Here is a 13,508-nt window from a genome sequence, read left to right as displayed (position 1 = left end):
GGCCTCATCGCGAGCAAGCTCGCTCCCACACTTGTTTGTGGGTGTCCTTGGAATCTACATACACCACAGATCCTTGTGGGAGCGAGCTTGCTCGCGATGAGGCCAGCCCTGACACCAAGCATCTCAGTCAAGCATGAACAACGCATCATTGCTGAACTGCGCTTCGAACCGATTGGCCGGCATCGGCCGGCCGAACAGGTAGCCCTGGACTTCGTCGCAGCCGTGCTCGCGCAAAAAGTCCAGTTGCTCATGAGTCTCGACGCCCTCGGCGATCACCGCCAGGTTGAGGCTGTGGGCCATGGCGATGATCGCCCGGGCGATCTGCGCATCCTGCTCGCCGGACGGCAGGCCGTCGACGAAGGTGCGGTCGATCTTCAGCACGTCGATGGGGAATTGCTTGAGGTAGTTGAGCGATGAATAACCGGTGCCGAAGTCATCGACAGCGATGCTCAGGCCCAGGTTCTTCAACCCGGCCAGGATCTGCATCGCCTCGCTGACTTCGCGCATCAGGATACTTTCCGTCAGTTCCAGCTCCAGGCAAGCCGGTGGCAGACCGGTGCTGCGCAGGATATTGGCGATGCGCGTGCCCAGTTGGCCGTCGGAGAACTGCCGGGCGGAAATGTTGACCGAGACCTTCGGCACCCGGACCTTGGCCTGGTGCCAGGTCCTGAGTTGCCGGCAGGCTTCGGTGATGACCCAGTCGCCGACGTCCACCACCAGCCCGAGTTCTTCGAGTACCGGGATGAAGTCCCCCGGTGGCACCAAGCCACGGCGCGGATGGCGCCAGCGCAGCAAGGCCTCGGCGCCGGTCAGGCGTTTGCCATCGCCGCTGAACTGCGGCTGGTAGTACAGCACAAACTCGTTCTGCTCCAGGGCGTGGCGCAGGTCGCTTTCCAGTTCCAGGCGCTCCAGGGCGCTGGCGTTCATGTCGGCCTGGTAGAACTGGAAGTTGTTCTTGCCACGCTCCTTGGCGTGGTACATGGCCGTGTCGGCGTTCTTCATCAACTGGCTCAGTTCGTTGCCGTCCTGTGGGCTCAGGGCGATACCGATACTGGCGGTGACGAAAAACTCCCGGCCTTCGAGCACGAAGGGCCGAACCAGGCTGGCGAGGATCTGCTCGGCCACGGTGATGGCCCGGTTCAGCGCCATTTCACGGCTGGCGCGTGGTTGCAGCAGCAGGGTGAATTCGTCGCCGCCCATGCGCGCCACGGTGTCGTCGTCGGCGACGCAGCCGAGCAGGCGCGTGGCCATTTCCTTGAGCATCCGGTCACCGGCGGCATGGCCCAGGGAGTCGTTGATCGGCTTGAAACGGTCCAGGTCGAGGAACATCAGCACGACCCAGGTCTTCTGCCGCTCGGCCGACTGCAGTGCGGTGTGCAGGCGATCCTGGAACAGCGTGCGGTTGGGCAGGTGGGTCAGGGCGTCGTAATAGGCCAAGCGATGGATGCGCTGCTCGCTGGCCTTGCGTTCGCTGATGTCGCTGAAGAAGCACACATAGCTGGCCAGGTCGCCTTCGTCGTCCAGCACGGCGGTGATGCCGACCCAGGCCGGGTAGTGTTCGCCATTGCGGCGTTTGAGCCAGACCTCGCCTTCCCAGGTGCTGTGCTGCTGCAACTGCTTGAGCACGTAGCGCAAGTGGGCTTCCTGCTGCTCGTCCACGGTCAGCATGTTGGGCAACTGGTCCAGCACTTGCGACACGGCATAACCGCTGACGCGACTGAACGCTTCGTTGGCCTGGACAATGTAGCCGGCCGGGTCGGTGATCAGGATCGCCGAGGTCGAGTGCTCGAAGACCGTGGCGGCCATGCGCAGGTCTTTTTCGGCGCGCCGCTGTTGGCTGATGTCGCGGCCGACGCCGAGCACGCCTTCGAATGCGCCGTGTTCATCCCACACCAGCACCAGCCGCAACTCGATGGGGATCTTGCGCCCGTCGGCACGCAGGCAGTCGAACAGGAACAGCTGGGTCTGCATCTGGTTGCGCAGCTCGGCCAGTTGATCAGGCTTGTCGAGGGCCTTGCTGACGCGGTCCATCAGGCTGTAGATGCCGGTCAGTTGTTGCGGATTGGCGATGATCGATTGCCAGCCGTTCTGGAAAATCCAATCGGCGGTGTAGCCCAGCACCGCTTGCACCGACGGGCTGACATAGTTGAGCGAAAGCTTGTTGTCGGTTGAGAAAATCACATCGCTGATGCTTTCGGCGAGCATCCGATAGCGTTGCTCGCTGTCGCGAAGCGATTCGCTGGCCTCGATCTGCTCGGTGACGTCCTTGGCCACGCCGATGATCCGGGTCACCTGGTCGTGCCGGTCCCGGGCCAGGGCTTGTTCGCGGATGTCGAAACAACGCCATTTGCCATTGCGATGACGAAAGCGCAGTTGGCATTGCAGCAGTTGCGTATAGCCGCCCCGCCGTTGTTCCTGGCGCAGGTTGTGGTAGTGATCGGCGTCGTCGCTGTGCAGCAGGATTTCCCAGAAGTACTCGCCCATCTGGTGCAGTTCGGTGCGGTCGTAGCCCAGGGTCTGACCCAGGTGATGGTTGCTGAAGATCATCCGCTGGCTGATGACGTCCTGCACGTAGAGATGGTCCGGCACGGTGCGTACCACGTCGGACCAGAAACCTTCGCGTTCGAGCAGCGAGAGATCGATCAGTTTGCGGCTGGTGATGTCGCTGATGCTCAGGATGACCGCGTTACAGTCTTGTTGTTTTTCCGGCAGGCGCAGCACCAGCCACAGGTGCTGGTCGCGGCCATGGGCGTCCTGGAGCTTGATTTCCAGTTCCAGTTGCTTGTGTTGGTCGAGCAACGCTTCGAGCAGTTTCGAGCCGACGGGGTTGTTGTCTGGCGTGCCCTTGCCGACCAGCAACTGCCAAGCCTGGGCACAGGAGTCGACGTTGAGCAGTTTCAACGCCATCTGGTTGACTTCGGTGACGTGAACTTCCTGGCGCAATTGTTCGAGTTGGTGAGGGGTTTGCAGCCAGGCGCGCAATTGATCGCCAGTGTGCAGGCCGGCCCGCTCAAAAAAGGCCTTGAGTCCCGACAGGTCCAGCACGCACAGGGCCACGCCGGTGCCTTCGAAAATATCCTGGTAACGTCGTCGACCTTCATGCAACTGCCGCTGGCGTCGGCGCATGTTCAAGAGCGCGATCACCGGCAGCAACGAAAATGCCAGGCCCAGCAGGCACTTGCCAATGAAGGCCGGCAGCAGTTGCTCGATCACCTGGCGACGGTCGAACAGCCCTCGCAGTTGCCAGTCGCTGCTGCTCAGGGGCACGGTCAGTACCGTGTTCTCCAGGTCATCCGGGGACAGATGGGTAGGGCTGCTCGAGGGCAGGCTCTCGTCGCGGCTGACGATCTGCTGGTTGAGACGGTTTTCCACCAGCCACAGCGGGCGCAGCCCCACATCGGCCTGCTTGGTCAGGGTGGCGAAAAAACTCGGGGTCAGACGCAAGGCCCAATAGCCCCGGCTGCTGCCGCTGGCCTGATGCAACAATAGATGAACGACGGAGCCGTCTTCGGCATTGCTGAAGTAATGGGCCTGGGCCCGGCTGCGCCGCACCAGATCAGCCAGGTAATCGGCGTCGTGGCTGTCGGTGTCGCTGTCACTGAGCACTCGGCCGGAAGGGCTCAGCAGTGCCAGGCTGCGTAATTCGGGTAGCGACTGCTGGAGTTTGCGCACCAGGGCCTGCTGTTCGTCGGCACTTTGTGGTTGCTCGACGATTGGTAGCAGATTGAGGGCGATTTGCGCGTTCAGCGCCATGTTCAGGCTGACCTGTGCGGCAAGATCGGCGGTGTAGTCGATGGTGTATTGGCGCTGTTGCTGTTGGGTTTCGCGCAGTTGGTCGAGCAGTTGCCAGAACAGCAAGCCGAGCAACAGCAGCACCAGTGTGGCCAGCGCGCCCTTCAGTGTCCCGCGCAGGGGCGAGCCGGGCACGGCGGTCGGTGCACGAGGGGACAGGGGCGGCGTGACATTAGACAAGCTGGGATCCTGCGGTTTGCTGGACTGGCGCGACACGCACTATAAGCCGGACGCCCGAAGGGCGGCTAGCATGCCTTGACTTGTGGCAAAGTGCCAGCCCCTGGCGGCTGGACCTTGACCGTCGGTTGAGGTAGCTTTGCCGGTCAAACAAGAGCGTTCCAGCTCCAGATCCCCAGGCTCTATCCGCCCGCAGGCATTGATGACCGTCAAGTGCCGGCGCCGCGCATGGCCTGGCTCGTTCTTTTCACCTGTCACTGACGCTAGGTTCACCATGGCTCAATACGTCTTCACCATGCATCGGCTGAGCAAAGTTGTTCCGCCGAAGCGGGAAATCCTGAAAAACATTTCTCTGTCCTTCTTCCCTGGCGCCAAGATCGGCGTACTGGGCCTCAACGGCTCGGGTAAATCCACGCTGCTGAAAATCATGGCCGGCGTCGATAACGAGTTTGACGGTGAAGCCCGTCCGATGCCAGACCTGAACATCGGCTACCTGCCCCAGGAACCTCAACTGGACCCGAGCAAGACCGTGCGTGAAGTGGTCGAGGAAGCGGTCAGCGTGATCAAGGACGCCCAGGCGCGCCTCGACGAGGTCTATGCCGCCTATGCTGACCCGGATGCCGACTTCGACAAGCTGGCCGCCGAACAGGCCAAGCTCGAAGCTATCCTGCAGGCCAGCGATGGCCACAACCTGGAGCGCCAATTGGAAGTCGCTGCCGACGCGCTGCGCCTGCCAGCCTGGGACGCGAAGGTCGAACACCTGTCGGGCGGTGAGAAGCGCCGCGTGGCCTTGTGCCGCCTGCTGCTGTCGGCCCCGGACATGTTGCTGCTCGACGAACCGACCAACCACTTGGACGCCGATTCCGTCGCCTGGCTCGAACACTTCCTGCATGACTTCCCAGGCACCGTGGTTGCGATTACGCACGACCGTTACTTCCTGGACAACGTCGCCGGCTGGATCCTGGAACTTGACCGCGGCGCAGGCATTCCGTACGAAGGCAACTATTCGGGCTGGCTGGAAGCCAAGTCCGATCGTCTGGCCCAGGAATCCAAGCAGCAGTCGGCCCATGAAAAAGCCATGAAGGAAGAGCTGGAGTGGGTGCGCAAAGGCGCCAAGGCCCGCCAGTCCAAATCCAAGGCACGTCTGCAACGCTTCGAGGAAATGCAATCCCAGGAATTCCAGAAGCGCAGCGAAACCAACGAGATCTACATCCCGGCCGGTCCGCGCCTGGGCGACAAGGTCATCGAGTTCAAGAATGTCACCAAGGGTTATGGCGACCGCGTGCTGATCGACAACCTGTCGTTCTCCATGCCCAAAGGTGCCATCGTTGGTGTGATCGGTGGTAACGGTGCGGGTAAATCCACGCTGTTCCGCATGCTGATGGGCAAGGAAACCCCGGATTCGGGCAGCATCGAAGTCGGCGAAACCGTGCAGTTGGCTTGCGTCGACCAGAGCCGCGAAGACCTGGACGGCAGCAAGACCGTGTTCCAGCAGATCTCCGACGGATCCGACCAGATCCGCATCGGCAATTATGAAATTCCGTCGCGCACTTACGTGGGTCGCTTCAATTTCAAGGGCGGCGACCAGCAGAAGTTCGTCAAGGACCTGTCCGGTGGTGAGCGCGGTCGCTTGCACCTGGCGTTGACCTTGAAGGAGGGCGGCAACGTCCTGCTGCTCGACGAACCGTCCAACGACCTCGACGTCGAAACCCTGCGCTCCCTGGAAGAAGCCTTGCTGGACTTCCCGGGCGCCGCCATTGTGATCTCCCACGATCGGTGGTTCCTCGACCGCGTGGCGACCCACATCCTGGCGTACGAAGACGATTCCCAAGCGGTGTTCTTCGAAGGCAACTACACCGAGTACGAAGCCGATCGCAAGAAACGCCTCGGCGAAGCGGCCGCCCAGCCGCATCGCGTCCGGCACAAGAAACTGGCCTGATTCGGTCGGTTGCAAAAAAACGGAGCCTTCGAAAGGCTCCGTTTTTTTATGGCCGGCGCAAATTCCCTGTGGGAGCGAGCTTGCTCGCGATAGCGCTGGAACAGCCAGCAGAGATGTCGAATGTGAAGCCGCCATCGCGAGCAAGCTCGCTCCCGCAGTTCTTGCAGGCTCCCACAGTGACTGTTAGCCCACTTGAGCGGGCATGGCAAAATCGAGCGAGAGTATGTTGGGGATCGTTGGATCGATCTCATACAGCAAGGCATAACCTGCGCCCGTAATACCAGTCAGCAGGCTGACGTCGGGCACCCGATCGCTGTTGAGAAAGGGGCCTTCGAAAAACTGCCGGGCGACTTCGCCGAGGGCCTGTTTGACCCTGCTGATGCCCTCGGGGTTATCGGCGTGCCGATACAAGTCATACAGGCAGATCAGATTGCCGAAATCGCCATGGCAAAGGTTATAGCCGTCACCCAAGCCATGCTGCCAGAGGTTGTTCTCGCAGCGCTGAATGTCGTTGAGCACCGTCTGCCGGGTGGTTTCGTCCAAGGCATCGCCCATCGACGTCATGAGTTGGCGCCTGGCGATGAGGATGCCACCGTCTCCGTGACACCACTTGGTGGCGTGGTCGACAGGGCCCAGGTCTCTCAGATCCAGCCAGAAACCCTCCCGGCTCAAGCGATTTTCAGCCTCCAGTACCTGGATGGCCAAGGGCACCAGCGCCCTATCGTCGGTCACGTCATAGGCTTTGCACAACGCATGGATGACGCCGGAGAGACCATGGGACAGGCCCGTCAACATGACGGAGCGGTCATCGCGTCGCAGAAGCTGGCCGTCTTCAACCAGGATCTGGTCCTTTATGTAAGCGACCATGCGCCGAATGGCCGGCAGCACATCCGCTTGCGCGGATAACCCATGGATATTGGCCAGCAGCGTCACCGCACCACAACAACCGCCCAGGAAGTCGAAATCGTAGTGTTCAGGCGGTACTTCAATCAGTTGGGTCAGCAAGTCGGCAATTTTTTTCGTTGTGTTTCGGATCGCCCGTTATCTGGCGACGATTGATGAGTAGATAGAGATAAGAACCCAGGCCATGGTACGCACTGACGGTCAGGTCGGCTTTGAAGAAGCCAAAATGTTGCTCCAGTGAGGCCAGTACCTGATCCAGAAGTGACAACAAGTGCGGTTTGCCGCTCACCTTGAACAGGCTCAGGTAAAACAACCCAATCCCGGCGATACCGGAGTACAGGCCGTGGTCCATTGGCGAGGGGTATTTTCTGTGGGTCGTGGGGTGCGTATGAAACGCCAGCCAACTGACGTCTGTTGCCGTTCCCTTGGTCGCAAGCGCTTCGAGGCGGGAGCTGATGCCGAGTATTGCATCGAGTCGATCCACTTGGGACGCATTTTTCAGGGAGGCACGTGATGACGGCTGTTCATTTGCCTCTGGATACAAACACATTTCGAGCAGTGTGAGTTGTAATGCCCTGTCGGCTGCAGACAGATTGGCTATTTTCTGTAAGCAGCCTTTTATCGGGGGTTGTACTTTCGTCATGTCTATTGTTTCACCTTGTGCGCTCATCAAAGAGTTGGAGTTGAGCGGCATGGTGAAACACGGAATGCTGGACCTTTGCAGGTCGGCTATTTCATAACGCGGGATGCCCTTTTCCCGATAGGGTTCTTGCAAGTCTTTCCACAGAGTTGCAAGCAGAAGCTCTCGGTCCAGCATGTTTTTCATGAAGCGTGGATGGCGGCTCAGCCCGATAAAGTCCGCATAACGTTGAGAGTTTTTGAACAATACGCGGGTCGATAGCTCGCCTGCGGATTGTTCAAGCATCTGCATAATCGTGTGCCGATGCGTCATCAATTCGCCATAAGCGTATTCAAAGCCGTGGACAAGTTCGGATTTATAAGTTTCATGTCCCTTGCGCTCACCCTGAAAAAGCGGCAAATGCTTTTGCACCAGGAGGTGTTCGAACTCGACTTTACGCAAGTGGTAAAAGCCATTTTCGAAAACCAGAGAGTGGCGGGTAGAAATGAATAACTCTTGCCGGGTCAGTCCGCTCTGGTCGTTATTGGATTTTTGTGAAAAAGGCACAAAACCGCTGGAGCATACTGACTGCTGGATCAATTTAAAGGTATTGGACAGTGCACAATCGGCAGGCAGGTCGAGTAGCAGGTCACTGGTGGACGCGGTGAACAAACACTCCAGGTCAATCATGACCGGGTTGTTGCCACACGCAATGATGTTCTCGTAATGGAAGTCGATGCCGTTGAGTGCATGGATGACGGCGATTTGTGCGCCCATTTTTTTATAGAACAGCGCCACATCCGCTGCGCTGGCACAAGGCGTGTTCTCGACCTTTTCTATCCAACTGTGTCGCTCTCGGCTGAGGATTCTTGGCGCGTGGATGGCAAAACAATCGTCGCCTGTCCCCTCACGTAGTTGTCCAAGCAGTTGATTGAAAAAAAAGTGCTTCACGGCTTGCTCTTGGCTTGTAGACCAATGAAAGTGCGCAGACCTTAACCAGGCAGACTGTTTCGCCACGACCATGGGGGTCACCCAGGCCGAACTCGATCGCCTCGATTTTCCGAGACGGGATCGAGAACTCCGTTTCCAACGCCTCAACATCGTCGGCGAAATCGAGAATGACGGCATAAAGATAGTTGAGGGTGTCTTCCAGCAAATCCAGCAGCAGTGTCGCCAGCACGGGATAGGATTCGAAAAATTTCAGCAACGGCAATGTGCGCAGGTGTTCGTTGAACCCGCCCAGATCAATGTCGTCGCCCGTCGGCGATCCGCGTATTCAGATAATGGACCAGGCTTTGTTCCGAGGTGCGTCCGACTCGGGCCAGGACATAGCTTTCAAGGCTTGCCAGCAGGGCGGTTTCATCAATGTGCAATGACGCGCCGACGTAGCGCTCATCCGCCTTGAACATGTCGACGAAATAAAGAAAAAAACGGTAGCCAAACCAATAAAAATTGTCGTTGCCGCTCAAGGCCTCTGTATCGACGTGAAGGCTGTCAAGCCGAGTGAGCTTTTCCTTCAGCGCCATCAAGATGGTTTCACCGTCGACAGGTAGGCACGGGGGGCTGATGGGTTCGTTGGCGTACGACGCCAGTTGGTCCCTGGTCAGCCCGAAATGATCCAGCAAGGCCTGATCATCAGCATGCAGGCGGGTCAGGTTGTTTTCAAAAAGGGCGATGTCGCCGTCGGAAGTGAATCTGTACCGGCCTCGCTGATTCAACTTCAAAGCGTTAACAAGCATGCTGTCGCTCCAGACATGGATAGAGCAGGCGTTGCCTGCTCTATGGTTATAGGTGTTGCCTGTTTTTATCAGTTGAAGGGCTTAGCAACCGAGTGTCGAGCATTCAACATTGGTGCACGTTCCAAAGGTGTTGCATTCCATTGTCGTTGCCAGGATCGACCCCAGGTTGTTGGCGGGCGCTTGATAAGCGTCGAATTCGCTGTAGAAGTCGCCGGACATGTTCAGGATCTGTTCGCTCATGGTGTTTTCCTCATCAGTTATCAAACATCAAGTACAGCCCATTGGGTGCAAGCAAACGCATCCGAACTGTAGGATGTTGGTGAAGTTGTTTTATAGGTGGGATTAGGGAGTATCAAGGACCTGTTGCGCAGGTCTATTTTGCTGGAGAAGGATTTAGCATAAAAGAGCAGTGTAGTTTTGGCTACCGCACTCGACAATGGTCCGTGCTGCTGACTCGATACCGAGGTTGTTTATCTGTTGGTAGGACTTGAAGTCGCCGTCAAAGTCACCTGACATTGCCATTATCTGTTCGCTCATTGTATATCTCCTTTTTGTTTTTACAGTGCACCGATGGCGGTGCGAGAAAAACAGTAGCATGGTCCTGATTTGGCGCAAACTTGTTGTTATGACCTCATGTTGCGGTTACATATGGCTACAGGCAAGTAACAGATTGTTGTCGGGTTTTAATGTTGGAGGCTTTAATCATGCTTAAAGAAGTCGGCAACATTATTGGAGATCTATCGTAACGACCTCAATGGCGAGATCCCCCACTGGTCGCTTCCATATCACTTCATCTCCAACCTTCGCCCCCAATAACGCCCGCCCCAGCGGCGAGCCCCAGTTGATCAAGCCACTGGCCGCATCGGCCTGGTCTTCACCCACCAATTGCACCCGTTGCTCATGATCCTGTTCATCAACAAAGGTCACCCAGTGCCCGATCCGCACTTGATCGGACGACGTCGGTGCAACGATTTGGGCGCTTTGCAGGCGCTGCTTGAAATAGCGCAGATCCCGTTCAAGGTCGGCGATCCGTTGTTTGTCCGCCAGATCTCCGCGGGCCGCCTGCTGGCTGCGCAGGGCCTGCAAATCGGCGACCCGGGCCTGGAGCTGGGCAAGCCCGGTGGGCGTGACGTAATTGGGTTGCGCGCTGACCTGGCGTTCGACCGGCTGGTCGGCCTGGGCAGCGGCGTTGTCTTCGTTGACGAAGGCGCGACTCATGGCATTTGCTCCTCTATTGGAGTTTGGGCCATGGTCGCAGGGTTTTGGTTTCGATAAATGTCTGTAGGCGACTCACGGCGAGCGATAAGCCCGGGCGGCGTCCTGGTCTTTCTGTTGCTGCCAGGCCCGCTCACGTTCGTCCCAATGACGTTCGCGATAGGCATTACGCTCTTCGCTCTCGCGCATGGCCTGGCACTGCCGGAAGCCATCGCTCCAGCCTTCGGCGTAGCGCGGGTCCTTGAGGTAACGTGGCACGTCTTTCCTGAATTGACCGGTGATCACCCCGGCGGCCTGCCGGCCACTGCTGCAACCATCGTCATAGCCGTCGGCGAACGCCGGTGGGTAACCCCGGGCGATCAAGTCTTCGTGGGTGGTTTCACAGCCACCGAGCAACATCAACACACCCAGTGCCATCACCGCGCGTTTCATTTCCGTTTTCCTGACGAATCCCGCCTACAACAAGTCTAGAAGTGGATTCGTCAGAAAGGCGTGAAAGCGCGGTGATCAATCCGTTGGTTGCGCAGGCCATTGTCAGTAGTGGTACCACTTCACCTCGAGCATCACCTCGTTCTCCGGTGAGGCCAATTGGCTGAATTCCCGCTGGGCGCTCAGGCGCAGGCCGAGGTTGCGGGACAATTCCCACTGCTGATTCAGGCTCAGGCTACGGCGCACTTCGCCGTTGACGAAATAATCGCCCTTGGCTTCCAGGCTCAAGTTGCCTAGCGGGTTTTTCCACAGCACGCCGCTGTTGAAGCCGGCGGCCGGGGCGATGAACTGGGCGAAGTCGTTGTTGTGTTCGACCCTCACCGTGCCCAGGGCAAAGCCCAGCACATCTTCGCCCAGCGCCCAGGTACCACCGGCACCGCCGTTGACGTGGCTGACCAAGGTTTCATCGTCGTGTTTGCCCGGCACCCGCTCCAGGCCGCCGGTGACCTGCCAGGACAGTGGTTGCAGCAGCTCGTTGCGTGGGGTCAGGGAGCGAATGGTCGCCAGGTCCAGTTGCTGCACTTGCCAGTCATTGCCTTCGTACTGGCGCAGTTTCAATTGCAGGATTTCGATCTGTGCCCCCAGCGGGAAACTTTCGGCGTTGTCGTTGAGGTCGTGATAGGCCATGCGCAAGCCATATTCGCCGAACGCCCGATCGCCCCGCGTGCCGAGGCCGGCCTGCCAGGTGCGCGATTGGTGACCGTCCTCGGGCAGGCCCGGTTGCGGGATGTCGAGTTCCGGTGGGGGGTTCTGGTTGATCGCCCGCAACAGCTCGAAGCTGCGCTGGGCCCGTTGTGGCTCGCGTTCCTGGCCGTTGGCCCGATAGCGCTCCAGGCGATACGCCGCGTCGATGATCAGCGCCTGGCGTTCGCGCGGCAGCGCCTTGAATGCCGGTGTTTGCAGTTGCTGCTGATCGGCGCTGACGTTCAGTACCCATTGCTGTTCATCATCGCTGAGCGGTTCGGCGCGGCTGAGCAGTTCCCGTTCCCGGGACGGTCGATATTGAATGCTTTCCACCAGGCCGGCTTCTTTCACCGCCTTGACGGTGTCGGTGGGAATCGCCGTCAGCGGGAATTGTTCGGTCAGGCGCAGGCCGGGGCGTGCCACTTGCAGCAATTCGAGCAGGCGATAGGAGCAGTTTTCGTCGAAGAAGAAATAGTCGAACTGGATCTGCTTGAGTTCCCAGACGTGCTCAACCATGCGTTCGGTTTCCGCCTGGCTCAGGTTGAGGCGGTATTCCCACAGGTCGCGGTTCTCCAGGCTACGGTACTCGGAGAGTTTTTCCTGGTACGGCACCAGGGCGAACAGGCCGGGATAGCCTCCCATCAGACCCTTCCAGGCATAGAGGATGCTGTTGTCGGAACCTTCGATGTAGGCGCCGAAGTTGATCGCGTAGCTGAGCAGGGCGGTCTTGTCGCTTTGCACATCGGCCTGGTCGATGCGCAACAGGGTGTGGCCGAACATCGAGGATGGGCTGTTGAGGTACGCGGCGGGGAAAATCATCACCGCGCTGTGGGGCGACACGTCCTTGAACCACTGGGTGAAGTCGCTGCAATTGACCGCCGGCAGGTCCGTCAGGTTGAGCTGCGCCTTCAGCCAGCGGGTGCGCGCCGGGTACACGCACTGGGCATGTTGCTGGCCGGCGCTGGCCGGGCCATACAAGGCTTGCAGCGTGGCGGTCAGTTCACGGTCAGGATGTTCGTTGCCGTCGGAGGCGAGGAAGAATTTTTTGTCGCTGATATAGCTGCGCCAGCCACCCAGCTTGGCGGTTTCGTAGTGGCCCAGGGAGATCCAGAATCGGTCATTGGCCAGTTGCTGCAAACGTTGAGGGTCGACATGAGGCGCGGCGGACAGTGGGGCGCACACACAGAGCGCCAGCCAGGCAAGGCGTTTGAGCATAGTCGGCTACTTGGAGAGTCGAAAAAAATAAAGACCGAGGGGGCCCCAAAAAGAAAACCCGCTCCCCGAGAGGAGCGAGTGCTGTCGAGCTTAAGCTTGAGGCGCGTACTTGGCCAGGCGAGGGTCGCTTTTCAGCACGGCCAGGGTGTTGGTATGCACATCTTCCGCCGTCACGTCAGCCTTGCTGAAGATCTGCTGGAAGTGCTCGTGGGTAACGGCGGAGAAGTGTGCGCGATCTTCCGGCGCTACACCCAGTACCACGGCATAGGTGGTCAGCGCTTCGCCCTGACCCTTGGCCATGTCTTCGGACAGCTCGTTCATCATGCCATTCATGGCCAGCCAGGACTTGCCACCGTAGGTCAGTGCCGCGTTGGTCGAGCACCCGTTGGTGCCGGAGGTCATGCCGAAGGTCGCGTTACCGGAAGTGCCGTTGGTGGTGGATGCCAGGAAGTGTGCCGGAGTGCCACGCTGACCTTCGAACAGCATGTTGCCCCAGCCGCAATCCGGGCCGCCCGGCGCCTGAGCCATGGCGTTGAGGGATACAGCGGTGAAGAGAGTACCGAGAAGAATCCGTTTCATAGCTATGTTCTCTTTATGTGCATACCAATGGACAGGGTCTGGCCCGTACAGCTGCCAGTGGGCCGGTTATTGTTCCAGCCGCGCAATTTGGAGTTTAGGCACGATCCGAGGGTTCCGTGACATTTTGCAAAAACATTACGGGGGATCGTCTATTTAC

General features: G+C 58.9%; 11 protein-coding genes. 1 reads left to right on the top strand and 10 read right to left on the bottom strand.

Annotation, left to right across the window (positions count from 1 at the left end):
* Window positions 1–123 precede the first annotated feature (123 nt).
* Window positions 124–3,972, bottom strand: a complete 3,849-nt coding sequence (locus PSH84_RS24430) for a sensor domain-containing protein (protein ID WP_305481933.1) — start codon at window positions 3,970–3,972, stop codon at window positions 124–126.
* Window positions 3,973–4,243: 271 nt separating this feature from the next.
* Here PSH84_RS24430 and ettA point away from each other — a divergent pair, with 271 nt between their 5' ends.
* Window positions 4,244–5,908: an energy-dependent translational throttle protein EttA gene (gene ettA, locus PSH84_RS24425; RefSeq protein WP_122564955.1), complete on the top strand. Its 1,665-nt coding sequence runs from the start codon at window positions 4,244–4,246 to the stop codon at window positions 5,906–5,908.
* A 183-nt stretch (window positions 5,909–6,091) separates the two neighbouring features.
* Here ettA and PSH84_RS24420 read toward each other — a convergent pair whose 3' ends face one another.
* From PSH84_RS24420 to PSH84_RS24380, 9 genes are all read right to left on the bottom strand, one after another.
* Window positions 6,092–6,913 (bottom strand): lanthionine synthetase LanC family protein, encoded by an 822-nt coding sequence (locus PSH84_RS24420; protein WP_305481932.1) that lies wholly within the window; start codon window positions 6,911–6,913, stop codon window positions 6,092–6,094.
* Complete coding sequence (gene lanM / locus PSH84_RS24415; protein ID WP_305481930.1) at window positions 6,894–8,381, bottom strand: type 2 lanthipeptide synthetase LanM; 1,488 nt, start codon at window positions 8,379–8,381, stop codon at window positions 6,894–6,896. The genes PSH84_RS24420 and lanM overlap by 20 nt, the downstream gene beginning before the upstream one ends.
* A complete protein-coding gene (locus tag PSH84_RS24410; RefSeq protein WP_305481929.1) occupies window positions 8,338–8,643 on the bottom strand; it encodes a DUF4135 domain-containing protein in 306 nt (101 codons plus the stop codon). Before PSH84_RS24410 ends, lanM begins: the two co-directional genes overlap by 44 nt.
* 31 nt (window positions 8,644–8,674) lie before the next feature.
* Entirely contained in the window at window positions 8,675–9,169 is a 495-nt protein-coding gene (locus PSH84_RS24405; RefSeq protein WP_305481927.1) for a hypothetical protein, read from the bottom strand.
* Between the two features lie 81 nt (window positions 9,170–9,250).
* Window positions 9,251–9,409: a hypothetical protein gene (locus tag PSH84_RS24400; protein WP_163006677.1), complete on the bottom strand. Its 159-nt coding sequence runs from the start codon at window positions 9,407–9,409 to the stop codon at window positions 9,251–9,253.
* Between the two features lie 486 nt (window positions 9,410–9,895).
* The gene (locus PSH84_RS24395) at window positions 9,896–10,387 is read right to left on the bottom strand and encodes a GreA/GreB family elongation factor (RefSeq protein WP_305468564.1); all 492 of its coding nucleotides are present in this window, start codon (window positions 10,385–10,387) and stop codon (window positions 9,896–9,898) included.
* A 72-nt stretch (window positions 10,388–10,459) separates the two neighbouring features.
* Entirely contained in the window at window positions 10,460–10,816 is a 357-nt protein-coding gene (locus PSH84_RS24390; RefSeq protein WP_122564951.1) for a putative periplasmic lipoprotein, read from the bottom strand.
* A gap of 102 nt (window positions 10,817–10,918) precedes the next feature.
* Window positions 10,919–12,772 carry an Lnb N-terminal periplasmic domain-containing protein gene (locus PSH84_RS24385; protein ID WP_122564950.1) on the bottom strand — a complete coding sequence of 618 codons (1,854 nt, stop codon included), beginning with the start codon at window positions 12,770–12,772 and terminating at the stop codon, window positions 10,919–10,921.
* A 90-nt stretch (window positions 12,773–12,862) separates the two neighbouring features.
* The gene (locus PSH84_RS24380) at window positions 12,863–13,351 is read right to left on the bottom strand and encodes a DUF3015 domain-containing protein (protein ID WP_122564949.1); all 489 of its coding nucleotides are present in this window, start codon (window positions 13,349–13,351) and stop codon (window positions 12,863–12,865) included.
* Window positions 13,352–13,508 lie beyond the last annotated feature (157 nt).

Origin of the sequence: Pseudomonas beijingensis, assembly GCF_030687295.1 — a bacterium.
GTDB classification, from domain to species: domain Bacteria; phylum Pseudomonadota; class Gammaproteobacteria; order Pseudomonadales; family Pseudomonadaceae; genus Aquipseudomonas; species Aquipseudomonas beijingensis.
This window is presented reverse-complemented; position numbering and strand designations above follow the sequence as displayed.

Coding starts and splice junctions, on each gene's coding strand:
- ettA (WP_122564955.1), top strand. CDS start 4,244: ATGGCTCAATACGTCTTCACCATGCATCGGCTGAGCAAAGTTGTTCCG.
- PSH84_RS24380 (WP_122564949.1), bottom strand. CDS start 13,351: ATGAAACGGATTCTTCTCGGTACTCTCTTCACCGCTGTATCCCTCAAC.
- PSH84_RS24395 (WP_305468564.1), bottom strand. CDS start 10,387: ATGAGTCGCGCCTTCGTCAACGAAGACAACGCCGCTGCCCAGGCCGAC.
- PSH84_RS24390 (WP_122564951.1), bottom strand. CDS start 10,816: ATGAAACGCGCGGTGATGGCACTGGGTGTGTTGATGTTGCTCGGTGGC.
- PSH84_RS24385 (WP_122564950.1), bottom strand. CDS start 12,772: ATGCTCAAACGCCTTGCCTGGCTGGCGCTCTGTGTGTGCGCCCCACTG.
- PSH84_RS24400 (WP_163006677.1), bottom strand. CDS start 9,409: ATGAGCGAACAGATCCTGAACATGTCCGGCGACTTCTACAGCGAATTC.
- PSH84_RS24405 (WP_305481927.1), bottom strand. CDS start 9,169: ATGCTTGTTAACGCTTTGAAGTTGAATCAGCGAGGCCGGTACAGATTC.